Source organism: Aeromonas sp. XH, assembly GCF_033348475.1.
In the GTDB taxonomy this organism is placed as follows: domain Bacteria; phylum Pseudomonadota; class Gammaproteobacteria; order Enterobacterales; family Aeromonadaceae; genus Aeromonas; species Aeromonas sanarellii.
This window is the reverse complement of record NZ_CP137630.1, coordinates 946816-969885: the sequence shown is the minus strand read 5'-3', so window position 1 is coordinate 969885 and position 23070 is coordinate 946816. Positions and strand designations below refer to the sequence as shown.

Below are 23070 nucleotides of genomic sequence, written 5' to 3'. Positions count from 1 at the left end.
CGAAAATTCTTTTTCAAACAATTGTTTGGACATTTTTTCAGCGAACAGCCGTGTTCCGAAAGCGGGGCAGGCGATCGTCGCCAAGGGGAAATGGCAATTAACGGTGCAACTGGTTAATAATGCCCTTCTCTACCCATTAACAGGGCGACAACGCAGCCATGTCTATTTTCAAAGGTCTGGGGTGGCTATTTCGCAGCCTCTGGCGTCTGCTCAACTTTACCCGGTTGATGCTGGTCAACCTGCTGTTTCTGCTCGTCGTGCTGGTCATCGCCTTCAGCGTCGGCCAGAGCGAGACCCCGGACACGCCCATCGAGGGAGCCCTCACCCTCAACCTCTCCGGCGTGCTGGTGGAGCAGCGCACTCAAACCGATCCGACCGTGCAACTGCTGCGGCAGATGGACAGCAGCGACGAGCAGCCGAGCGAGATAGTGCTCTCCGATCTGCTGTGGGCCATCAAGAGCGCCGGGGATGACGATCGCATCAAGGCGCTGGTGCTCAAGCCCCAGGGACTGCAGGGAGCCAGCCTCTCCAAGCTGCAGGAGGTGGCAGCCGCCATCGACACCTTCAAGGAGAGCGGCAAGCCGGTCATCGCCATGGCCGACTACTACAGCCAGGGAGCCTACCTGCTCGCCGCCCACGCCGATCACGTGCTGCTCAACCAGAGCGGTGCCGTGCTGATCGAGGGCCTCGGCGTCTACCAGACCTATTTCAAGTCGGCGCTGGAGAAGCTCAACGTCACCCCCCACGTGTTCAAGGTCGGCACCTACAAGTCCTTCGTCGAACCCTATACCCGGGACGAGATGTCCCCCGAGAGCAAGGAGGCGAACCAGCGCTGGCTGGATCAGCTGTGGCAATCCTATGTGGCGGACGTGGCCGAGCAGCGGGAGATCGAGCCCGATGCGGTCGCACCCAACAAGGATCACTTCCTCGAGCTGCTGCGCAAGGCCGGTGGCAACGCCGCCAGCTACGCCCTCGACAACGGCCTGGTGGATCAGCTCGCCACCCGCGACGAGATGACCCAGGCGGTGATCAAGGAGGTGGGCGAGAGCGATGATCACGGCTGGAAGGGGGTGGGCCTCAAGGAGTATCTGACCGCCATTCCGGAGCAGTATCCCCAGAGCGGCAAGGATGAGGTGGGCCTCATCACCGCCAGCGGCGCCATCATGGACGGCGTGCAACCCGCCGGCACCATAGGGGGCGACAGCCTGGCCGATCTGCTGGCCGAGGCCCGCCGCGACGACCAGGTGAAGGCCGTGGTGCTGCGGGTCGACAGCCCGGGGGGCAGCGCCTTCGCCGCCGAACAGATCCGCGCCGAGCTGCTGGCCCTGAAACAGGCGGGCAAGCCCGTGGTCATCTCCATGGGCAGCTACGCCGCCTCCGGTGGCTACTGGATCTCCGCCGATGCGGACAAGATCTTCGCCTCCCCCACCACCCTCACCGGATCCATCGGGGTGTTCGGCATGTTCGCCACCATCGACAAGGCGCTCTCCCAGTACGGGGTGCATACCGACGGCGTGGGCACCACGGACTTCGTGGGGATCGGGTTGACCCGGGCCCTGCCTGAGCACGTGGGCGAGGCCATCCAGCTCAGCGTGGAAGACACCTACCAGCGCTTCGTCGGCCTGGTGGGCAAGGGCCGCGGCCTGAGCCCGGAGGAGGCGGAGAAAGCCGCCGAGGGCAGGGTCTGGACAGGTCGGGATGCCAAGGATCTGGGACTGGTGGACGAGTTCGGCAATCTGGACGACGCCCTCAAGGCCGCCGCCGAGCTCGCCAATCTCAAGCGCTGGCAGGTCACCCCCATAGCACCGGAAGAGTCCGCCCGGGACAAGTTCCTGCGCGAGCTGTTCGACAGCAGCGCCCGCATCCTGGCCCCGCACCTGCAGAGCTGGCTGCCCGCGGGCTTTGGCAAGGCGCTGCTGGAGATGAACCGCGGCCTGGATCCCCTGACCCGCTTCAACGATCCGCAGGGCACCTATGCCTTCTGCCCGGTCTGTGTCCAGTGACATGACTCCCCATAAAAAAAACCGCCCTCGGGCGGTTTTTTTATGGGCGAAGAGAAGAAGGCCTCAGGCCAGCAGGCCGGACTCATGCCAGCGGTGCAGCTCGGCCAGCACCCGGGTCTCCCGCACCGTCCACTGGGGACAGGGGCCGGCCAGCTGGGTCTTGTTGGTCTGCAGGGCCTCGGCCAGGGCGAACCAGCCCGGGGCGAAGCCGAGGCGGATCTCGTAAGGCTGGGGACAGGGCTCGCTCCACCCCTCCCCCACCCGGCAGAGGTAATAGGACGATCGGATGCAGTAGGCGTCGTAGTCCGGCTCGCGGGCGGCGCGGTACTCCCGGGTTTCTCCCAGCAGGGGCCCCACCTCCAGCAGCTCGGCACCGCACTCTTCCCGCAGCTCACGGGCCAGGGCGGCACCGTGGCACTCCCCCGCCTCGACGCCGCCACCGGGGAACATGAGATCGCCGTTGACGCTGGAGTGCACCAGCAGCAGCCGATCGCCGCGCAGCACCACGGCCCTCACCGTGCTCCGCTCGAGCACCCGCCCCTCGCACTGGATCCGGCCGTGCACGAGGCGAATGTCGAAGGGGTGGGCCCACTCCCGGGCTTCTGACAGGGGCGGGATCATGGGGCCTGGTAGCTCCCCTGCTCGAGCGCGCCGACGATGGCGGCGGCCTGTTCGTCCAGCTGCTCCTGCCGCGCCTTGCCGATGGCGTGATAGAGGCCGAGCCGGGTGGAGGAGACCTCGGGGCTCTCCTGGAAGGACTCGCTCACCTTGCCCCACAGGTAGGCCTGGTCAAACGCCTTCTGCCCCATGTAGAGGGTGCTGAGGGCGGTGAGGATCCGGCTGTTGACCCTGTCCCCCTCCCCGTAGAGGGAGAGCGCATGGTGCATGAGCGTGATGGCCTTCTGTGGCTCGCTCTTGGCATAGATGCCTCCCAGGGCCAGTTGCAGTTCGGGCTCCTCGAGGGCGGGGGTGCCTTCCAGCGCCAGGAAGTCGGCCCGGGCCTGGGGATTGGTGTTGTTGGTCCAGTGCCAGAGCAGCAGATAGGGATCCCGGGAATTGCGGGTCTGCGCATCCAGCTGCTCCAGCTGGGTGCCGGCGGCCAGCATGCCCTCCACCCGGGGGCTCTTCTGCTCGCGGGCCCGCTTGTACTCGATGTTGGTGGAGTGCTCGGCGCACTGCAGGTAGCGCTCCAGTCCGCGCATCAACTCGTACTGGCGCCTGTCCGTCCCCTCTTCCTGCAGGCGGTAGCGGGCGCGGATGACGTCGCTGCGCTCGTGGCGACACCAGCCGTCGTCCACCAGATCCTCACACAGGGCCGGGGATTGGGAACAGATGTTGTGGATCCTGTCGTCGTCGCAGGCCGTCAACGTCAGGCAGCAGGCGAGGGAGAGCAGTAACGGACGCTGTGGGAATAGGGTCATGGTTCACGTCTGGTCGGTAACAATTGCAACCCGCCATGGCCACCGCCAACTAGCAAACAGGCTACATATCCATTACAATGCGCGCGCCGTATAAGGCCGCGACTGCAGAATAATATAACGAAACCATCAGCCCTACACTGATCTGCATTCGACGAATTTCAATTTGCCCAGGCAACTTGCTTCAACAACGTGAAATAAAGGATCTGGTTAATGACCCACGAGCACTACTTGCAGGCGTGGCAGGAGAGCCAGGAGCTCGCCGAAGCCATGCAACCCTTGATAGGCCGCCTCTACCGCCAGCAAGGGGTAGAGATCACCATCTTTGGCCGCCCCCAGCAAAACGCCTCCACCATCGACATCCTCAAGGCCCACCGGGTCGTTCGCCGCCACCAGGGCGCTCCCCTCCCCATCCAGCACAGCTTCCCCCTGCTGCAGGCCATGGTCGCGCTGAACCCGACCGCCGCCGAAGTCGATCTCGGCAAGCTGGCGGTGGGTTACTGGCAGGATCATGAGGACGAGGCGGGCATCGAGGACTATCTGCGCGCCAAGCTGGCACCGGCCCTGAACCGGGCGGGCGTGCCCGCTCCGACCGACGTGGTGCTCTACGGTTTCGGCCGCATCGGCCGCCTGCTGGCCCGGCTGCTGATCGAGCGCACCGGCGCCGCCAACTCCCTGCGCCTGCGCGCCATCGTCGTGCGCGGCGGCCGGGACGGGGATCTGGAGAAGCGCGCCAGCCTGCTGCGCCGCGACTCGGTGCACGGCCCCTTCAACGGCTCCATCGAGGTGGATGTGGAGCGCAGCGCCATCATCGCCAACGGCACCTTCATCCAGGTGATCTATGCAAACAGCCCGGCCGACATCGACTACACCGCCTACGGCATCGATAACGCGCTGATCGTCGACAACACAGGCGTCTGGCGTGACAATGCGGGCCTGTCCGAGCACCTCAAGGCCCGTGGCGCCGCCCGGGTGCTGCTGACCGCCCCCGGCAAGGGGGAGATGAAGAACGTGGTGTTCGGGGTCAACCACGAGGTGATAGGCCCGGATGACAAGATCATCTCCGCCGCCTCCTGCACCACCAACGCCATCACCCCTGTGCTCAAGGTGATGCAGGACAGGTACGGCATCCGCCACGGCCACGTGGAGACGGTCCACTCCTACACCAACGATCAGAACCTCATCGACAACTATCACAAGGGCGAGCGCCGCGGTCGCAGCGCGGCCCTCAACATGGTGATGACCAGCACCGGCGCCGCCAAGGCGGTGGCCAAGGCGCTGCCAGAGCTCAAGGGCAAGCTGACCGGCAACGCCATCCGGGTGCCGACCCCCAACGTGTCCCTGGCCATCATCAATCTGTCCCTGGAGCAGGCGACCGACCGGGAGAGCCTCAACGCCTATCTGCAGCAGATGGCCCTGAGCTCGGCCCTGCATCGCCAGATCGACTTCAGCGCCAGTACAGAGCTGGTCTCCTCCGACATGGTGGGATCCCGCTTCGCGGGCATCGTCGACTCCCAGGCCACCATCGCCGAGGGGGATCACTGCGTGCTCTACGTGTGGTATGACAACGAGTTCGGGTACAGTTGTCAGGTAGTGCGGGTGATGGAGCAGATGGCCGGCGTAGTCCGCCAGGATCTGCCGGTCTGATCCCGCAGTTTATGGCTCAATAGTTCAAGGAGAGGCCGGATGTCGTTTCAACAGGGTGAGTTTTTGCAAGCAATCAGGCAGATGCCCGAAGAGGTGTACGAGCGGCTCAAGACCGCGGTCGAGCTCGGCAAATGGCCGGACGGCAAGCCCCTCACCGAGGAGCAGAAGGCCACCTCCCTGCAGGCCGTGATGGCCTGGCAGGCGATGCACCTTGAGAACCCCGAGCACATGAACATTGGCCGTGACGGCGAGATAGTGATGAAGAGCAAGAGCGAGCTCAAGCGCCAGTATCGCGACGAGGAAGAGATAGTCCGTATCGAGATCAGTCACTGAGCCTGACCTGCCCGCAACAACTACAGAGGGGAGCCAACATGGCTCTCCTCTCTCTTTGCGCCGTGCAGCAAGCTTTACCTTCAGGGGGTCAGCTCGCCGCGCAGCGACTGCTGCATCAGTTCACGGATGCGCGGGGCCGGCAGATCCTGGCTCAGCAGGAAGTGCAGCTTGGTGAGCGCCGCCTCGGCGGTCATGTCGAAGCCCGAGATGACCCCGGCCCGGGAGAGGGCGTTGCCGGTGGCATAGCCCCCCATGTTGACCTTGCCGTGCAGGCACTGGCTCAGGTTGACGATGATGACGCCCCGGGCCGAGGCCTCGGAGAGCAGCGCCAGCATGGCCGGGTTCTGCGGCGCATTGCCCACCCCGAAGGAGAGCAGGATCAGCGCCCGCACCGGCTGCTGCAGGATGTTCGCTATCACCTCCGCCGAGATGCCGGGGTAGAGGGTTACCACGCCGATGGGCTGGGGGGTGATGTCGTGCAGCACCAGGGGGCGATCGGAGGGCATCCCCAGCTCACCCGCTTCCAGCGAGATGGCGATGCCGGCGTTGAGCAGCGGCGGGTAGTTCGGCGAGTCGAAGGCGTGGAAGCCGTCGGCGTGCACCTTCTTGCTGCGGTTGCCGCGATAGAGCTGGTTGTTGAAGAAGAGCGTCACCTCGTGGATCGGGTAGTTGGCCGCGATGTAGAGGGCGTTGAGCAGGTTCTGCTGACCGTCGGAGCGCAGCTCGGCGAGCGGGATCTGGGAGCCGGTGATGATCACCGGCTTGTGCAGATCCTCGAGCATGAAGGAGAGCGCCGAGGCGGTGAACGACATGGTATCGGTGCCATGCAGGATGACAAAACCGTCGTACTGCTCGTAGTTGCCTTTAATGTCCTCGGCGATGCGCTGCCAATCCGCCGGCGTCATGTCGGAAGAGTCGATGAGGGGAGCATATTCGTGGATATGGTAATCCGGCATTTCCGGTCGATGGAACTCGGGCATCCGCGCCAGACAGTCTTCCATGAAGCCCGCCATCGGCACATAGCCGTGGTCGGAACGCTGCATCCCTATGGTGCCGCCTGTGTAGGCAATGTAGATGGACTTCTTCACACCCTCTCCTCTTTGTGGACTGGAAACCGGCAAATCATGTTGGGGCTCAACCGACACGTTCCCTCGTCACGCCCAGCATCCTGGTGCGGACAGGGGGAAATATCGGGCATCAGCCGCGTCCTTCACTTTCTGCTTCCCCCTGCGGGCTGGAAACGGGCGAATTATAAAGAGTGTCGCCCCAAATGACAGCCGCGGCTGCATCACCGCCCTTCGCAGCGGACTCCGCATGGCAGTGTTAAATTCCATGTTAACGTCTTGTTTTAATCATTAATGTGATGAACATGGATATAAACGATGTTTTTTGCTAATATCCGCCGGATTTCTCAAGAATCTCATCTGAACGCCCGTCGCTGACGGGCTCGTATCGTTCCCATTTTCGCGTGGGACGGGGCCCAGGCCCCCTCTGTAATTGGCGCCTTCGCCACTCTGTTTCATCCCGGCTGGATCTGTGCGTCTTTCTCGCCAAAGACACAGCCGATCAACATGGGAGTACCGAATGCTACAACTTGATTCCTACACCACCCTGGTCGCCGCCACTCTGGTGCTGCTGCTCGGCCGTCTGCTGGTCAACCGGATCGGGCCGCTGCGCACCTTCAACATCCCCAAACCCGTGGCCGGTGGCCTGGTTGTCGCCCTTATCCTGCTGCTGCTGCGCTCCACCCTGCAACTGGAGGTGCAATTTGACACCAGCCTGCAGACCCCGCTGATGCTGACCTTCTTCGCCTCCATCGGTCTCTCCGCCGATCTCGCCAGCCTCAAGCGCGGCGGCAAGGCGGTGCTCACCTTCCTGCTGGTGGTCACCGGCCTGCTGCTGATGCAGAACAGCCTGGGGGTGGGTCTGGCCACCCTGCTGGGTCTGGATCCCCACATGGGGTTGCTGGCCGGTTCCATCACGCTGTCCGGCGGCCACGGCACCGGGGCCGCCTGGGGCTCCATCTTCACCGAGAAGTACGGGGTGCAGTCCGCCGCCGAGCTCGCCATCGCCTGCGCCACCTTCGGCCTGGTGCTGGGGGGGGTGATCGGCGGCCCCGTGGCCCGTCATCTGGTGAAGAAGGTGCAGGTGCCCGGCGAGGAGCACAACCGGGACGATGCTCCCCAGGGCTTCGAGATGCCGGACATGGAGCGGCCGCTGACCACCTTCAGCGTGATCGAGACCCTGGCGCTCATCGCCATCAGCCTGAAGGGGGGCGAGATGCTCTCCGCCTACCTCAAGGGCGGCGCCCTGGAGCTGCCGGTCTTCGTCTGCGTGCTGTTCGTCGGCGTGCTGCTGCGCAACGTGCTGACCCTGCTGAACTGGCACGAGGTGAGCGATCGGGAGGTCTCCCTGCTCGGCAACGTCAGCCTGTCGCTCTTCCTGGCCATGGCCCTGATGAGCCTGAAGCTGTGGGATCTGGCGAGCCTGGCCCTGCCCATCTTCGTGCTGCTGGCGGCCCAGACGGTGGCGATGGCGCTCTACGCCGTGTTCGTCACCTTCAGGGTCATGGGCAGCAACTACGACGCGGCCGTGCTGGCGGCGGGCCACTGCGGCTTCGGCCTCGGCGCCACCCCCACGGCAATTGCCAACATGCAGGCCATCACCCAGCGCTTCGGCCCGTCCCACATGGCGTTCCTGGTGGTGCCCATGGTGGGCGCCTTCTTCATCGACATCATCAACGCCGTGGTGATCAAGCTGTTCCTGGCACTGCCCTTCCTGTAATTCCCGTCCTCTCAGACGCAATAGGCACAGGAACCCTCAACCCGGGGGATGCTGGTGACCGAGGCCCCCTCTTTTTGCGAAGAGGGGGCTTTTTGCGTAATAGGAGTCAGACAGCGACCGCCTTGATCACCTTCCACTACTATTGGCTTACGACGTAGTCAATGTGAGGTGATGTGGTGAGACTCAACAGTCTGCGCAATAAAGTGTCTCTCTATCTTCTGCTGCTGATCTCATGCGCAGCAGCCATCAGCTATGGCGTCAGCACGACCGTACTCTCTGCCAATACCCGGATTCTAAACGAGCATAATCAGCAAGCAGCCCTGGATCGTGCCCAGCTGTACATTGAATCCATGCACAAGAGCCTCATGATCAGCACACGAGACTATGCCGAATGGCGAGACTCCATTCGCTTTATCCATGGCAACTTGCCCACTTATCTCGACGAGAACTTCAACGCGGGAACACTGGATAACCTCAATGCCCACTTTGTCCTGTTCATCAGACCGGATCACTCGCTCTACCGTGTAATCGGTAGAGGGGGAGCGACCTACGTGACGCTGGGCAACACCCACCCCATCTGGCCCAAAACGCAGGACTATCTCACCCGCTACTGGTCATCACCAGGCACACGGGGATACACACTGAACGGCTGGTATCAAGAGCACCCCATCCTGCTAGCGGTTCATCCTGTTCACGACCCTGATGCCACCAACCCGCAGCTGGAGGGCTGGATAGCCATGATCCGCCAACTTGATGGGACAGGCGTGCAACAGATCCGGGACATGACCAAGCTGGACATCGAGTTTCTCCGAGATACAGGAGGGGCCCCCCTTGCCGAGCAACGCGCTCTGCCAGACAGCGAGAATACCAATCGGCTCATACTGCGCATCCCCCCAGATCACCAATTGCTGACACAACAGCGGCTCAGCAATCGCATGCTACTCATCAACTCAACCCTGCTCCTGATCGCCGCCGGTCTGGGCACTATTACCATTTATGAACGAATGGTGATGCGTCGGCTCACCATTTTTACCCGCCTGGCCGAGCAATACAGCAGCCTGCAGCCAACAAGCAAACACTGGCCTCTATCGGGTAACCCCGAGTTCGATACTCTGGCCAAGGCGCTCAATAGCATGGTGGAACAGCTCCGACTCTCGGAGCAGGCTCTCTACGATGAGGCCAGACGCGATGGGCTGACCCAATTGGGCAATCGGAAATTTTTGAGCGAGCAGCTCAATCAGCATCCCTGCCTGCTCACCAAACATGACCGTTGCCGCATTGCCTTGCTGATGATCGATCTGGACGATTTCAAGACCCTCAATGACAGCCTGGGACACGAGACAGGGGATCGGGTCTTGCTAACCATCGCAGAACGCCTCAAGCAGGTGATTCGTGGTGAAGACATGCTGTTTCGCATAGGTGGTGACGAATTTGCCATCATCACCAAGATGGTCAGAGAGGAAGAAGGCGCCATTTCGCTCGCCGAGCGTCTGATGTTCACTATATCCGGCCAGCAAATCGAGCAGGGAGGGCGAAAAATCCAGGTCGGAGCCTCCATCGGAATCGCTTACGATGATGGTGCCATGAGCGCAGATGAGCTCATCCGGAACGCCGACCTGGCCATGTACGATGCCAAGCGGGCGGGCAAACATTGCTACCGCTGTTATCGGGATATACTGCATCAGCAGCTTTCACAGCGCATGCAGCTGGAACAGGCATTGCGGGAAGCGTTGCAACTGCGGCAATTTGAGGTCTGGTATCAACCCATAGTAGATGTGGAAGGTGGCAGCGTCGCCATGGTGGAAGCCCTGTGCCGCTGGCCCACCCCAACGGGGTTCTGTCCCCCCAGTGAATTTATCCCTCTGGCAGAACAGGCCGGACTGATCATCCCCCTGGGTAAGTGGATTGCCGACCAGGCGATGGGAACGCTGCGTGAACTGAGATGCGCCTACCCCGACCTGAACATCAACATCAATCTGTCGGTGCTGCAATTGATGGAGCCAGATCTGGTGACACAACTCGCCGAGCTGGCCGATCGTCATCAGTTGCCGAGGAGCGCCATCCATTTTGAACTCACGGAGAGTCTCTTTGCCGAGAATCACGGTCGCTTGGAAGATCAACTGCTGGCACTGAATCAAGCGGGATTCAAAATCCATCTTGATGACTTTGGCACCGGTTACTCCTCCCTGGAGCGCTTGCTGTCCCTGCCTATCGATGCGATCAAACTGGACTACAGCTTTACCCAGACGCTGCTGAAAGGGGATGAAAGGCTCGTCAAGGCGGCGCTTTTACTGGGACGCGAACTGGAGATGCCCGTCATTGCGGAAGGCGTCGAGACCGAGGAGATGCGCGTGCAGCTCTACCAGTTGGGGTGCCATTTGATGCAAGGCTACCTGTTCGCGCATCCCATGAACAAAACCGATCTGACTCATTGGCTTGAACTAAACACTGGCAAGACCCCGCCTGATTGACAGAGACCTGCGCCCAGCGAAGGGATGCCTTCGCTCGCTGGCGTCCCCAGGCGAGCACGCCAGGCACAACTGGCGTTTCGCCGCAAGCAGCGTTGACGACATACCCGCAGCCCCTGACGAACAAGCCCCGCGCTCTCTCGAGTGCGGGGCTTGTTTATGTCAGCTCGAACAGGCTGCGACTGGCGTCTTACAGGATAAAGGTCGACACCTGCTTGTTCAGGTCGGTGGCCCGCCCCTTGAGGTTGTGCGCCTGATCCAGGTCGCGCATGGCGGCGGCGGTGATCTCGTCGCTCACGTCCTTGATGGCGGTGGTGTTCTGGGTGATCTCGCCGGTCACCTGGGTCTGCTCCTCGGCGGCGGTGGCGATCTGGCCCGCCATGTCGGAAATCAGCGAGACGGCCTGGGTGATCTCTTCGAGCGCGGCGGCGGCAGCATCGGCGTCTTTCACGCTGTTGTCCGCCAGCCCCTGGCTGGTCTGCATCAGGCTCACCGCGCGGGCCGTGGTCTGTTGCAACGTCTCTATGGTGGACTGGATCTCCTGGGTGGAGTCCTGTGTGCGGCGGGACAGCACCCGAACCTCGTCCGCCACCACGGCGAAACCGCGACCCTGTTCACCGGCACGGGCCGCCTCGATGGCCGCGTTCAGCGCCAGCAGGTTGGTCTGCTCGGCGATGCCCTGGATGGTGGAGAGGATGCCGGAGATGGCCTGGGCGTGGCGGCTCAGCTCGCCGATAACGCCGGTGGCCTGACCCACTTCCTCCGCCAGGTTGTTGATGGAGTGGCGGGTCTGGTTCACCAGCATCTTGCCCTGCTCGCTGCTCTGGGCGGATTGCTGGGCGGCGGCGGCGGTGTTCTCGGCGTTGCCGGCGATCTCCATGGTGGCGCTCGCCATCTCGGTGACGGCGGTGGCGACCATGGTCACTTCCTGCTGCTGGCGCTGCAGTTCTTCCACCGCGGCCTGGTTGGTCACCAGGCTGCGCTCCGCATCGGCGTTCAGCTCGTTGGCGAGCTGGCGGATGTTGCCGATCAGCTGATGCTGACTGCCCACGAAGCGGTTGAAGCTGTTGGCGAGCTGGCCCACCTCGTCATTGGCGTCGATCTTGATGCGCTGGGTCAGATCGCCGTTACCGTCGGCGATGCGGGCCAGGGCCTGGGAAACCTTGGTGAGGGGGCCGAGCAGCAGGCTGACCAGCCAGGAGATGGCGAGGATGCTGCCCACCAGCACCAGCAGGGCCAGGCCGAGCTGGGTCATCAGCAGGGAGGAGAGCGGCGCCTCCAGGGTCGCCTTGTCCAGCACCAGCACCAGCTCCCAGTCGGTGTTGGGAATATCCACCGCCCACAGCAGCTTGTCACGGCCCTCGTTGTCGAAGTAGGCCGGCACCAGGCTGTTACCGCTCTTGCTCTGCTCGATCAGGGCGTTGGTCAGATCGTTGTCGATCTCGCTGGCCGGTTTCATCGCCTTGGCCGCGTCCTTGTACGCGATCACGGTGCCGTCCTTGTGCATCAGGATGGCGAAGCCGTCCGCCGGCAGGGCCATCTTGGTGACGTCCTCCACCAGGGAGGCGATGGAGAGGTCGCCCCCCACCACGCCGCCCTGGGCCGGCTGGGCCAGGGTCACCACCAGGATGTTGTAGGCCACGTCCAGGTAGGGCTTGGTGACTATCATGCCGCCCTTGGCCATGGCTTCCTGATACCAGCCACGGGAGCGGGGATCGTAACCGTCGCGGTTGATGGAGGGGTCGGAGTCGTGCATCTTGCCGCTGCCCTCGCCGAAATAGGTGAGCTGGAAGCGGCCGGAAACCTGGGCCTGTTGCAGGGCGTTGAGGGGCTCGGGGCCGGCCTTGTTGCCAAGGGCCTGGATCACGTCACGGCGCGCGGCGAGCCAGTCGCTGACGCTGGCCGCCTGCTGGCTGCCAAGACGCTGCACCTGTTCCTGACTGCCTTGCAGCAGCAGGGACTTCTGACTGGTATAGCTCTGCCAGGAGAGCAGCAGGATCACCAGGGAGAGGGCGATGACCACAGACAACAGTATCTTCTGCTTGAGTGATAGGTTTTTCATCGTGTTTTCTTCTTGTGGGGTCAGGAACAGGATTGCTCGAGTGCACGGCACTATATGTTGTTAGCGGCCAGTCAGAGCAAAACTGAAGCTGAGAATGGCGCCACGGACGATATTTTGCCCGGAAATGAAGAAAATGGCCTGGGAAATCGGCGACGAAAGGCGACCGGGGCCAGCCAACCCTGTTTATTCCTTCTGCAATTGGCTAGAATATCCCGTTTTTAAATCACATCGACCCCGAGAGTTTTCACGATGTTTGAAGTCAATCCTGTATTAAACAAGCTTAAGGAGCTGTCTGAGAGGACCGAGCTGCTTAGGGGGTACCTTTGACTATGACGCCAAGAAAGAGCGTCTAGAAGAGGTCAATGCCGAGCTGGAACAGCCGGATGTCTGGAACGAACCCGAGCGCGCACAGGCGCTGGGCAAGGAGCGCGTCTCCCTGGAAAACGTCGTCAGCACCATAGACGTCTTGACACAAGGTGTTGAGGACGTCGAGATGCTGATCAGCCTGGCGGTCGAAGGGGAAGACGAAGAGACCTTCAACGAGGCCGTGGCCGAAGCCGACGAGCTCGAAGCCAAGCTGGTGGATCTCGAATTCCGCCGCATGTTCTCCGGTCAGCACGACGGCTCCGACTGCTACATCGACATCCAGTCCGGTTCCGGCGGCACAGAGGCCCAGGACTGGGCCAACATGGTGCTGCGCATGTACCTGCGCTGGGGCGATGCCCACGGCTACAAGCCCGAGCTCATCGAATGCTCCGAGGGCGACGTGGCCGGCATCAAGTCCGCCACCATCAAGTTCACCGGCGAGTATGCCTTCGGCTGGCTGCGCACCGAGACCGGCGTCCATCGCCTGGTCCGCAAGTCACCGTTCGATTCCGGTGGCCGTCGTCACACCTCGTTCTGCTCCGTGTTCGTCTACCCCGAGATCGATGACGACATCGAGATCGAGATCAACCCGGCCGACCTGCGCATCGACGTCTACCGCGCCTCCGGTGCCGGTGGTCAGCACGTCAACCGGACCGAGTCCGCGGTGCGTATCACCCACATCCCGACCGGCGTGGTGGTGCAGTGCCAGAACGACCGTTCCCAGCACAAGAACAAAGATCAGTGTATGAAGCAGCTGAAGGCCAAGCTCTACGAGCTGGAAATTCAGAAGCAGAACGCCGAGAAGCAAGCCCTCGAAGAGACCAAGTCCGACATCGGCTGGGGCAGCCAGATCCGCTCCTACGTACTGGATGACTCCCGTATCAAGGATCTGCGCACCGGCGTCGAGACCCGCAACACCCAGTCCGTACTCGACGGCGACTTGGACAAGTTTATCGAAGCCAGCCTGAAATCAGGCCTGTAAACAGAGCAGCAGGAATCACCATGTCTGAACAAACCACCACCCCGGAAGTCGACCAGACTCTCGAACTGAACAACGAGATGACTGAGCGTCGCTCCAAGCTGGCCGCCTTGCGCGCCCAGGGCAACCCCTTCCCCAACGACTTCCGTCGTGACAGCCTGTCCGGCGATCTGCACGCCGAGTTCGGCGACAAGAGCGCCGACGAGCTGGCGGCCTTGAATAAACGGGTGAAGATTGCCGGTCGCATCATGACCCGCCGGATCATGGGCAAGGCTTCCTTCGCAACCCTGCAGGACATGGCTGGCAAGATCCAGGTCTACGTGACCCGTGACGACCTGCCGGAAGGCTTCTACAACGAACAGTTCAAGAAGTGGGATCTGGGGGACATCGTCGGCGTCGAGGGCACCCTGTTCCGCACCAACACCGGCGAGCTCTCCGTCCACGTCGGCGAGATCCGCCTGCTGACCAAGGCGCTGCGCCCTCTGCCCGAGAAGCACAAGGGCCTGACCGACCAGGAAGCCCGCTGCCGCCAGCGCTACCTGGACCTCATCGCCAACGAAGAGTCCCGCAAGACCTTCGTGACCCGTACCAAGGTGGTGGCCGGCATCCGCAAGTTCCTGAACGACAAGCGCTTCATGGAAGTGGAAACCCCCATGATGCAGGTCATCCCGGGTGGCGCCTCCGCCCGCCCGTTCATCACCCACCACAATGCGCTGGACATCGACATGTACCTGCGTATCGCGCCTGAGCTCTATCTGAAGCGTCTGGTGGTCGGTGGTTTCGAGCGTGTCTACGAGATCAACCGCAACTTCCGCAACGAAGGCATCTCCGTTCGCCATAACCCCGAGTTCACCATGCTCGAGTTCTATATGGCCTACGCCGACTACATCGATCTGATGGATCTCACCGAAGAGATGCTGCGCACCCTGGCGCAGGACATCCTGGGCGACACCAAGATCCGTTACGCCAAAGAGGGCGAAGAGGGCCTGACCATCGACTTCGGTCAGCCGTTCCAGCGCCTCTCCATGGTGGACTCCATCCTGAAGTACAACCCGAGCGTGACCCGTGACGATCTGGCGACTCTGGAGAAGGCCACCGCCGTCGCCAAGGGCCTGAAGATCGAGCTGATGAAGAGCTGGGAGCTGGGCCACGTGATCACCGCGATCTTCGAAGAGACCGTGGAGCACATGCTGCTGCAACCGACCTTCATCACCGAGTACCCGGCCGCCGTCTCTCCCCTGGCCCGCCGCAACGACCAGAACCCGGACGTCACCGACCGCTTCGAGTTCTTCATCGGCGGCCGCGAGCTGGCCAACGGCTTCTCCGAGCTGAACGATGCGGAAGATCAGGCCGAGCGCTTCCAGGCCCAGGTTGACCAGAAGGCCGCAGGCGACGACGAAGCCATGTTCTACGACGCCGACTTCGTCACCGCGCTGGAACACGGTCTGCCGCCCACTGCCGGTCAGGGCATCGGTATCGACCGTCTGGTGATGCTGTTCACCAACAGCCACACCATCCGCGACGTCATCCTGTTCCCGGCCCTGCGTCCGCAGAAGTAAGTGTGATCCCCGCCGGGCTCCCTCCCTAGCGCGATCACAATGGAAACGCCCCGCACTGCGGGGCGTTTTTTTATCTCCGATGATCCAGGGCGGGCTGCCCCGGCTTTATATCGCCGGCGGCAACAACCACGCCCCCTGCCACAGGGTCAGCGCCCGGCCCGCCATCAGCACCCGTTCCCCTTGCAGGATAAGCCTGAGCTCCCCGCCTCTGGCCGAGATCTGGCGCGCCTTGAGCCGCGTCTTGCCGAGCCGCTCGGCCCAGAAGGGCACCAGGGCGCAGTGGTTGGAGCCGGTCACCGGATCCTCGTCCACCCCGACCCAGGGGGCGAAGTAGCGGGAGACGAAGTCATGGTCCGGGTCGCTCGAGGGCGCCGTCACCATCAGACCGCGACCGGGCAACGCGCGCAGGGCGTGAAAATCCGGGGTGAGCGCGTGGACCGCCTCCTCGCTGGCCAGCTCAAGCAGGAACTTGGCCCCGGCCGCCAGCGTGCGCAGCGGCTGGCAGCCGAGAGCCGCCCCATAGGCGGGATCCAGCTCGAGGGGCGCCAGGGCAATGCGGGGAAAATCGAGCCAGATCCACTCCCCCTCCCGCCGGGCCAGCAACTCGCCGCTGCGGGTCGCGAAGCGGATGGGGAGATCCACGGGCACCTCCCCCGTCTGCCACAGCACGTGGGCCGCCGCCAGGGTGCAATGGCCGCACAAGTCCACCTCCACTTGCGGGGTGAACCAGCGCAACCCGTAGTGCCCCTCTCCCAGCCGGGTCAGAAAGGCGCTCTCAGAGAGGTTGAACTCCGCCGCCATGGCCTGCAGCTCGGCGTCGGGCCGTGTCTCCCCCAGCACCACCACGGCGGGGTTGCCTCCGAAGGGGTGATGGCTGAAGGCGTTGACATGATAGAGACGGGACATGGTTGCTCCTTGGGGCATGAGAGATCCCCGGGACAGGGGGCTCGGCAAGGCCATTTTTATATCACGGGCGCCCCGGGGCTGAGATGGATTTTGGCTTTATAAATTCATAAATCGCATAAAGAAGATATTTTTATTCTTTGTTGTTATTCATTACACCCCTTACCCTGACCAAAAATCAGACCATGGAAGACATGTGTGATGCCATTGACAGCCCCCACCCTGAGCCCGCTCTCTGACGAACAGCAGCGCCAGCTCAACCAAGTTCTCTCCACCCTCAATACCCAGCAACTGGCCTGGGTCAGCGGTTATCTCTACGGCCTCTCCCAGGCGGGCGTCCAGCCCGTGGCGGCCGCAGGCGCAGAAGCCGCGGCCCCCGGCGGCAGCCTGACCATCCTCTACGGCTCCCAGACCGGCAACGCCAAGGGCGTGGCCAGCGCCATCAAGGCCCAGGCCGAGGCCCGCGGCCTGCCGGTGACCCTGACCTCCATGGCGGACTACAAACCCAAGCAACTCAAGAAAGAGACACACCTGCTGGTGGTAGTGAGCACTTACGGGGAGGGGGAGCCCCCCGAGAGCGCCGTCGATCTGTTCGAGCAGCTCAAGAAGGGCAAGGTCGGCAAGCTGGACGGCCTCAGGTTCGCCGTGCTGGGGCTGGGTGACAGCTCCTACGAGTTTTTCTGCCAGACCGGCAAGGATTTCGACGGCTTCCTGTCAAAAGCCGGTGGTGAGCGCATTTATGAGCTTGCGAGCCTGGATGTGGATTATCAGGATGCCGCCAAGGCCTGGGGCGAACAGGCCGTTACTGCGGTGGCCGCCACCCTGTCCGCAGGCGCCGCGACCGCCAGCGTGGCGGGCGCGGTGCAGGCCGCCGTCGGCCACAGCCAGTACCACAAGGAGAACCCCTTCCCGGCACGGCTCTCGGTGAACCAGAAGATCACCGGCCGCGACTCCACCAAGGACATCCGCCATATCGAGATCAACCTGGAAGAGTCCGGCATCACCTATCAACCGGGAGATGCGCTCGGTATCTGGTTCGACAACGACGCGGATCTCGTGGGAGAAGTGCTGGCCCTGGCCGGTCTGACCGGTGACGAGGCCACCCCCCATGGCAACCTGAAGGACGCCCTGACCCGCCACTACGAGCTGACCCGGCTGCACGGCGGCTTTATCACGGGCCTCGCCGAGATCGCGGGCAACGCGGCGCTGAAAGATCTGGCCGGTGACAAGGCCCAGATCAACGCCCTGGTGGCCAGCGCCCAGGTGGTGGACGTACTGAAACGCTTCCCGGCTTCCTTGAGTGCCGATCAACTGATCGCGCTGCTGCGCCCCCTCACCCCCCGCCTCTACTCCATCGCCTCCGCCCAGAGCGAGGTGGAAGAGGAGGTGCACCTGACCGTCGGCGTGGTGCGCTACCCGCAGGAAGATGGCACTGTGCGCTCAGGCGGCGCCTCCTCCTATCTGGCGGACCGCTTGGCCGAAGATGCCGAGATCCGGGTCTTCGTCGAGCACAACGACAATTTCCGCCTGCCGCAAAACCCCGACGCCCCCGTCATCATGGTGGGTCCGGGCACCGGCATCGCCCCCTTCCGCGCCTTTATGCAGGAGCGGGAGGCCCAGGGGGCGGAGGGCAAGAACTGGCTCTTCTTCGGCAACCCCCACTTCACCCAGGACTTCCTCTATCAGGTGGAGTGGCAGCGTTATGTGAAATCGGGCCTGCTGTCGAAAATTTCCCTGGCCTTCAGCCGGGATCAGGGCCACAAGATCTATGTACAGGACAGACTGCGCGAAGCCGGGCTCGAGCTCTACCAGTGGCTGGAAGCAGGCGCTCACTTCTATGTGTGCGGCGACGCCAATCACATGGCGAAGGATGTGCAGGAGGCCCTGCTGGATGTGATTGCCGAACACGGCCACAAGAGCCGTGAGGAGGCGGAAGAGTATCTGAGCGAATTGCGTCGTGCCAAACGTTATCAAAGGGATGTCTACTGATGAGCAAAAAAACGATTCCGGGACCGGTCGAAGGGCCGCTCTCCGACAACGAGCGCCTCAAGCGCGAGAGCAACTTCCTGCGCGGCACCATAGCCGAGGATCTGCAGGATCCCCTCACCGGTGGCTTCAACGGCGACAACTTCCAGCTGATCCGCTTCCACGGCATGTACCAGCAGGATGACCGCGACATCCGCCCGGAGCGCGCGGCCCAGAAGCTGGAGCCCCTGCACAACGTCATGCTGCGCGCCCGCCTGCCGGGCGGCATCATCACCCCGGCCCAGTGGCAGGTGATCGACAAGTTCGCCGAAGAGCACAGCCTCTACGGCAGCATCCGCCTGACCACCCGCCAGACCTTCCAGTTCCATGGCGTACTCAAGCGCGACATCAAGCTGATGCACCAGACCCTCAACAGCACCGGCATCGACAGCATAGCCACCGCGGGCGACGTGAACCGCAACGTGCTCTGCACCAGCAACCCGGTGGAGTCCGAGCTGCACCAGGAGGCCTACGAGTGGGCCAAGAAGATCTCCGAACACCTGCTGCCCAAGACCCGCGCCTACGTGGAGATCTGGCTGGACGGCGAGAAGCTGGGGGGTGACGAGGAGCCGATCCTGGGTTCCACCTACCTGCCGCGCAAGTTCAAGACGACGGTCGTGATCCCGCCCCACAACGACGTGGATATCCACGCCAACGATCTCAACTTCGTGGCCATTAGCGATCACGGCAAGCTGGTGGGCTTCAACGTGCTGGTGGGCGGGGGGCTGGCCATGACCCATGGCGACACCAGCACCTACCCGCGCAAGGCGAGCGACTTTGGCTTCGTGCCGCTCTCCCACGTGCTGGAGGTGGCGGCGGCCGTGGTCAGCACCCAGCGCGACTGGGGCAACCGGGTCAACCGCAAGAACGCCAAGACCAAGTACACCCTGGAGCGCGTTGGCGTCGAGGCTTTCAAGGCCGAGGTGGAGAGCCGCGCCGGCATCCAGTTCGGGCCGGTTCGCCCCTATGAGTTCACCAGCCGTGGCGATCGCTTCGGCTGGGTGGAGGGGATCGACGGCAAGCACCACCTCACCCTGTTCATCGAGAATGGCCGCCTGCTGGACTTCCCGGGCAAGCCCCTCAAGACCGGCATGCTGGAGATCGCCAAGGTGCATCAGGGTGACTTCCGCCTGACCGCCAACCAGAACCTGATCATCGCCGGGGTTCCCGCCAGCGAGAAGGCCCGCATCGAAGCCCTGGCGCGCCAGTACGGCCTGCTGGATGACGGCGTGAGCGAGCAGCGCAAGCAGTCCATGGCCTGCGTGGCCCTGCCCACCTGCCCCCTGGCGATGGCCGAGGCCGAGCGCATGTTGCCCGCGTTTGTCACCGACATCGAGGGCTTGCTGGCCAAGCACGGTCTGGCGGATGACGCCATCATCTTCCGGGTCACCGGCTGCCCCAATGGCTGCGGTCGCGCCATGCTGGCGGAAGTGGGACTGGTGGGCAAGGCGCCGGGACGCTACAACCTGCACCTAGGAGGCAACCTCGAGGGGACCCGCATCCCGCGCCTGCATCTGGAGAACATCACGGAGCCGCAGATCCTGGCGGAGCTGGATGCCCTGATCGGCCGCTGGGCCAAGGATCGCAACCCGGGCGAGTGCTTCGGCGATTTCGTCATCCGCGCCGGCATCATAGCCCCGGTCATCGACTCCGCGAGGGACTTCTATGCAGCCTGAGCAGACTGGTACAACCCGGCTGGCGCGCACCGCCGACGGCCGGCTCGACCTCGACGCCCTGCTGGCCCTGAGCCGCGAGGAGCAGACCGAGGCGCTGACCCCCCTCAACCGGGAGCTGGACGCCATGAGCGCCCCCGAGCGGGTGCGCTGGGCCCTGGCCAACCTGCCGGGGGAGCACGTGCTGTCGTCGAGCTTCGGCATCCAGGCGGCGCTCATGCTGCACCTGGTGAGCCGCGAGCGGGCCGACGTGCCCGTGGTGCTGACCGATACCGGTTATCTCTTCCCCGAGACCTACCGTTTCATCGACGAGCTGACCGAGCGGCTCGCCCTCAACCTCAAGATCTACCGGGCCGAACTCAGCCCGGCCTGGCAGGAGGCCCGCTTCGGTCTCCTGTGGGAGCAGGGGGTGGAGGGGATCACCCGCTACAACCAGCTCAACAAGGTGGAGCCCATGGACCGCGCCCTGAACGAGCTCGGTGCCCGCACCTGGTTCTCGGGCCTGCGCCGGGAGCAATCAGGCAGCCGGGGCAAGCTGCCGGTGCTGGCCATCCAGCGCGGCCGCTTCAAGTTCCTGCCGGTGATCGACTGGAGCAACAAGGACGTCTTCTACTACTTCAAGGAGTTCGACCTGCCCTACCACCCGCTGTGGGAGCAGGGCTACCTGTCGGTGGGCGACGTGCACACCACCACCAAGTGGGAGCCCGGCATGAGCGAGGAGCAGACCCGCTTCTTCGGCCTCAAGCGCGAGTGCGGCCTGCACGAGGAGAACGGCGAGAACGACGGCTCCGGCATCTGAGCCCGACCTTCGTCCATAAAAAAACGCCCGGCCAGTGCCGGGCGTTGTCGTCTCGGGCCGGCGCACTCAGCACCGTTGCCAGGTCTCGAAGCGATAGGGATGGGGGTTCTTCTCGTCAGCGGGATGGGCCTCGCTCTCCACGAGCAGCCACTGCTCGTCGTCGAACGCCGGGAAACGGGTGTCCCCTGCCACCGCCAGATCGATGCGGGTCAGATAGAGCCTGTCGGCCCGGGGCAGCAGCTGGCCATAGAGGTGGCCACCACCTATCACCATCAGCTCCTCTGGCGACTCGGCCTCAGATAATGTGGCCAACACCTCGTCGATGGATGAAAAAACCTCTATGCCGGGTGCTTTGAATCCCGGATTACGGCTAATGACCAGGTTGCGACGCCCGGGCAGCGGGCGGCCGATGGACTCGAAGGTCTTGCGCCCCATCAGCACCGGCTTGCCCAGGGTCACCCGCTTGAAGTGGGCCAGATCGGCCGGCATATGCCAAGGCATCTGGTTGTCCAGACCGATCACGCGATCGTGGGCCATGGCGGCAATCATGGAAATTTTCATGGTGTCGGTCTCTTGCACCCTGACTCAGACAATGGGGCGATTACGGTACACGACCAGGGAGGGTATCGCCAACCCGAAACTCAATGCTCCTACTATAAAGATAGCCTTCAAGCCGTTTTCCACCGCGCTCTGGAGCAGTTCCATGGTCACCCCGGAGATGTTGAGCTCCACTATGGCGATCATGGTCTTGAACGCATAGCTGCCCGGGATCATGGGGATGATGGAGGCGACGCTGAACACCGGGCGTGGCGCCAGCAGACGGCGCGACCAGTAGACACAGACAAAGCCGACCGTGGTCGCCGCCGCCAGGGTGGCCCACTCGATGGGCATGCCGTAGTGGATGAGCAGGGTGCGCAGGCTGTGGGCCAACGCGCCCCCCATGGCGCAATATTTCAGCATCCGTGGCGGTACGTTGAACAGCATGGCAAAGCCCACCGCCGGAATCGCCGACCAGAAGGCATCCTTGGCCAGCAGCCAGAGCAGATCCATCATGCCTTTCCTCCTTGAATGCGGCCGACCGACGTCGCCAGCGTGATATTCGGCGCCTGATGCAAACCCCTCATACCTTCCACCCCCAGATACCGGTGACCGACATGGCCAATATGATGCCGATGGCGGCACTGATGGTGAGCAGGGTCGCCGTGCCCCAGCGGGCCAGCCCCATGTTGAAGTAGCCCTTCACCATGTCGGAGACCGCATTGATGAGCGGGAACCCCGGCACCAGCAGCAGCACGCTGGCCGCCATGGCGAGATAGGGTTGCTCGCCCCAGCCAAAGAAGGTGGCGCTGGAGGAGAGCAGTGTCGCAATGAAGCCGGTGGCGGCGAAGTTGATGAGCGGGCTGTGGTGATGGCGGGCGATCAGCTGGCGCACCCGCATCGCCACCGAGGCCGAGAAGCAGGTCACCAGGAAGATGGGCCAGTCACCGCCGAACAGCAGGCTGAAGGCGCCGCAGGAGAGGCCCACCATGGGCACCACCAGCCAGGGGTGGTAATGGAACGGCGTGATGGCCTCCAGCCGCTGGCGCACTTCCCGCGCGCCGATCAGCGCCTTTTCCGTCATGATGCAGATGCGCTGGATCTCGCACACCACCTGCATGTTGATGCCGTGCTCCCGCACCCGGCGCGTGGTGGTGACGCAACTGCCACGATAGAGGCTGGTGAGCACGATGGCGCTGGAGGAGATGGCCATCTCGACGCTCTCCAGCCCCAACGCCATGCCGAGCCGGACCGTGGTCTGCTCTATGATGCGGCTCTCGGCCCCAAACTGGGCCAGCATCTGGCCCGCCTTGACGATGATCCGGGTGATCTCCGTCTGCTGCTCCCGCGACAGCTCCCTTCCTGGTGTGATGCTGCTCATGATCCCTTTGAGTGTTAGCAAGATGGAATATGCCGAGATATTACCCCAAACGTGATATTTCTCCATCCCTATCTGCCGTACCACCGGCCTTGCGGGTATTAATTCAATGGGCGCCGCGGATTTGCAGCAAATA

18 protein-coding genes are annotated in these 23070 nt (G+C 63.1%); 10 read left to right on the top strand and 8 right to left on the bottom strand.

What is annotated here, in order from left to right; translation table 11 throughout:
* Positions 1–158: 158 nt before the first annotated feature.
* Positions 159–2003 carry a signal peptide peptidase SppA gene (gene sppA, locus R2B70_RS04590; RefSeq protein ID WP_318162759.1) on the top strand — a complete coding sequence of 615 codons (1845 nt, stop codon included), beginning with the start codon at positions 159–161 and terminating at the stop codon, positions 2001–2003.
* Between the two features lie 63 nt (positions 2004–2066).
* Here sppA and R2B70_RS04585 read toward each other — a convergent pair whose 3' ends face one another.
* Positions 2067–2624 (bottom strand): NUDIX domain-containing protein, encoded by a 558-nt coding sequence (locus R2B70_RS04585; protein WP_209793271.1) that lies wholly within the window; start codon positions 2622–2624, stop codon positions 2067–2069.
* Positions 2621–3424, bottom strand: coding sequence for a DUF2989 domain-containing protein (locus R2B70_RS04580; protein WP_209793269.1), 804 nt, complete (start codon positions 3422–3424; stop codon positions 2621–2623). Before R2B70_RS04580 ends, R2B70_RS04585 begins: the two co-directional genes overlap by 4 nt.
* Before the next feature lie 210 nt (positions 3425–3634).
* On the opposite strand from R2B70_RS04580, the gene R2B70_RS04575 reads away from it, so the two are divergent.
* Positions 3635–5068 (top strand): glyceraldehyde-3-phosphate dehydrogenase, encoded by a 1434-nt coding sequence (locus R2B70_RS04575; protein WP_318162758.1) that lies wholly within the window; start codon positions 3635–3637, stop codon positions 5066–5068.
* 39 nt (positions 5069–5107) lie between these two features.
* Positions 5108–5401 carry a YeaC family protein gene (locus tag R2B70_RS04570; RefSeq protein WP_042079182.1) on the top strand — a complete coding sequence of 98 codons (294 nt, stop codon included), beginning with the start codon at positions 5108–5110 and terminating at the stop codon, positions 5399–5401.
* 80 nt (positions 5402–5481) lie between these two features.
* Here the strand turns inward: R2B70_RS04570 and ansA are convergent, their stop codons facing one another.
* Positions 5482–6489, bottom strand: a complete 1008-nt coding sequence (gene ansA / locus R2B70_RS04565) for an asparaginase (RefSeq protein WP_042079181.1) — start codon at positions 6487–6489, stop codon at positions 5482–5484.
* Positions 6490–6985: 496 nt separating this feature from the next.
* On the opposite strand from ansA, the gene gltS reads away from it, so the two are divergent.
* On the top strand, positions 6986–8185 hold the full coding sequence (gene gltS / locus R2B70_RS04560; protein WP_042079180.1) for a sodium/glutamate symporter: 1200 nt from the start codon (positions 6986–6988) through the stop codon (positions 8183–8185).
* A 176-nt stretch (positions 8186–8361) separates the two neighbouring features.
* Positions 8362–10656 (top strand): EAL domain-containing protein, encoded by a 2295-nt coding sequence (locus R2B70_RS04555; RefSeq protein ID WP_318162757.1) that lies wholly within the window; start codon positions 8362–8364, stop codon positions 10654–10656.
* Between the two features lie 187 nt (positions 10657–10843).
* On the opposite strand, the gene R2B70_RS04550 is transcribed toward R2B70_RS04555, so the two are convergent.
* The gene (locus R2B70_RS04550; protein ID WP_042079179.1) at positions 10844–12715 is read right to left on the bottom strand and encodes a methyl-accepting chemotaxis protein; all 1872 of its coding nucleotides are present in this window, start codon (positions 12713–12715) and stop codon (positions 10844–10846) included.
* Positions 12716–12964: 249 nt separating this feature from the next.
* On the opposite strand from R2B70_RS04550, the gene prfB reads away from it, so the two are divergent.
* A protein-coding gene (gene prfB, locus R2B70_RS04545) for a peptide chain release factor 2 (RefSeq protein WP_318162756.1) occupies positions 12965–14063 on the top strand; the annotation gives its coding sequence in 2 pieces (ribosomal slippage) (positions 12965–13039 and positions 13041–14063; 1098 coding nt in all).
* A gap of 20 nt (positions 14064–14083) precedes the next feature.
* Positions 14084–15619: a lysine--tRNA ligase gene (gene lysS / locus R2B70_RS04540; protein WP_042079176.1), complete on the top strand. Its 1536-nt coding sequence runs from the start codon at positions 14084–14086 to the stop codon at positions 15617–15619.
* Positions 15620–15724: 105 nt separating this feature from the next.
* On the opposite strand, the gene R2B70_RS04535 is transcribed toward lysS, so the two are convergent.
* Positions 15725–16525, bottom strand: coding sequence for a PhzF family phenazine biosynthesis protein (locus R2B70_RS04535; protein ID WP_318162755.1), 801 nt, complete (start codon positions 16523–16525; stop codon positions 15725–15727).
* Positions 16526–16723: 198 nt separating this feature from the next.
* Here R2B70_RS04535 and R2B70_RS04530 point away from each other — a divergent pair, with 198 nt between their 5' ends.
* Genes R2B70_RS04530 through R2B70_RS04520 form a run of 3 tightly spaced genes read left to right on the top strand, consistent with a single transcriptional unit; the run spans position 16724 to position 21019 of the window.
* On the top strand, positions 16724–18511 hold the full coding sequence (locus R2B70_RS04530; RefSeq protein WP_318163318.1) for an assimilatory sulfite reductase (NADPH) flavoprotein subunit: 1788 nt from the start codon (positions 16724–16726) through the stop codon (positions 18509–18511).
* Positions 18511–20223 carry an assimilatory sulfite reductase (NADPH) hemoprotein subunit gene (gene cysI / locus R2B70_RS04525; protein WP_318162754.1) on the top strand — a complete coding sequence of 571 codons (1713 nt, stop codon included), beginning with the start codon at positions 18511–18513 and terminating at the stop codon, positions 20221–20223. Before R2B70_RS04530 ends, cysI begins: the two co-directional genes overlap by 1 nt.
* Complete coding sequence (locus R2B70_RS04520; RefSeq protein ID WP_318162753.1) at positions 20213–21019, top strand: phosphoadenylyl-sulfate reductase; 807 nt, start codon at positions 20213–20215, stop codon at positions 21017–21019. Before cysI ends, R2B70_RS04520 begins: the two co-directional genes overlap by 11 nt.
* A gap of 66 nt (positions 21020–21085) precedes the next feature.
* Here R2B70_RS04520 and folA read toward each other — a convergent pair whose 3' ends face one another.
* The 3 genes from folA to R2B70_RS04505 all read right to left on the bottom strand — a co-directional run bounded on the left by folA (position 21086) and on the right by R2B70_RS04505 (position 22937).
* A complete protein-coding gene (gene folA / locus R2B70_RS04515; RefSeq protein WP_042079169.1) occupies positions 21086–21580 on the bottom strand; it encodes a type 3 dihydrofolate reductase in 495 nt (164 codons plus the stop codon).
* A 24-nt stretch (positions 21581–21604) separates the two neighbouring features.
* Complete coding sequence (locus R2B70_RS04510) at positions 21605–22072, bottom strand: threonine/serine exporter family protein (protein ID WP_042079168.1); 468 nt, start codon at positions 22070–22072, stop codon at positions 21605–21607.
* A gap of 67 nt (positions 22073–22139) precedes the next feature.
* Positions 22140–22937, bottom strand: coding sequence for a threonine/serine exporter family protein (locus R2B70_RS04505; RefSeq protein ID WP_042079167.1), 798 nt, complete (start codon positions 22935–22937; stop codon positions 22140–22142).
* Between the last annotated feature and the right edge of the window lie 133 nt (positions 22938–23070).

Coding starts and splice junctions, on each gene's coding strand:
- sppA (WP_318162759.1), top strand. CDS start 159: ATGTCTATTTTCAAAGGTCTGGGGTGGCTATTTCGCAGCCTCTGGCGT.
- R2B70_RS04585 (WP_209793271.1), bottom strand. CDS start 2,624: ATGATCCCGCCCCTGTCAGAAGCCCGGGAGTGGGCCCACCCCTTCGAC.
- R2B70_RS04580 (WP_209793269.1), bottom strand. CDS start 3,424: ATGACCCTATTCCCACAGCGTCCGTTACTGCTCTCCCTCGCCTGCTGC.
- R2B70_RS04575 (WP_318162758.1), top strand. CDS start 3,635: ATGACCCACGAGCACTACTTGCAGGCGTGGCAGGAGAGCCAGGAGCTC.
- R2B70_RS04570 (WP_042079182.1), top strand. CDS start 5,108: ATGTCGTTTCAACAGGGTGAGTTTTTGCAAGCAATCAGGCAGATGCCC.
- gltS (WP_042079180.1), top strand. CDS start 6,986: ATGCTACAACTTGATTCCTACACCACCCTGGTCGCCGCCACTCTGGTG.
- R2B70_RS04550 (WP_042079179.1), bottom strand. CDS start 12,715: ATGAAAAACCTATCACTCAAGCAGAAGATACTGTTGTCTGTGGTCATC.
- lysS (WP_042079176.1), top strand. CDS start 14,084: ATGTCTGAACAAACCACCACCCCGGAAGTCGACCAGACTCTCGAACTG.
- R2B70_RS04535 (WP_318162755.1), bottom strand. CDS start 16,525: ATGTCCCGTCTCTATCATGTCAACGCCTTCAGCCATCACCCCTTCGGA.
- R2B70_RS04530 (WP_318163318.1), top strand. CDS start 16,724: ATGCCATTGACAGCCCCCACCCTGAGCCCGCTCTCTGACGAACAGCAG.
- cysI (WP_318162754.1), top strand. CDS start 18,511: ATGAGCAAAAAAACGATTCCGGGACCGGTCGAAGGGCCGCTCTCCGAC.
- R2B70_RS04520 (WP_318162753.1), top strand. CDS start 20,213: ATGCAGCCTGAGCAGACTGGTACAACCCGGCTGGCGCGCACCGCCGAC.
- folA (WP_042079169.1), bottom strand. CDS start 21,580: ATGAAAATTTCCATGATTGCCGCCATGGCCCACGATCGCGTGATCGGT.
- R2B70_RS04510 (WP_042079168.1), bottom strand. CDS start 22,072: ATGATGGATCTGCTCTGGCTGCTGGCCAAGGATGCCTTCTGGTCGGCG.
- R2B70_RS04505 (WP_042079167.1), bottom strand. CDS start 22,937: ATGAGCAGCATCACACCAGGAAGGGAGCTGTCGCGGGAGCAGCAGACG.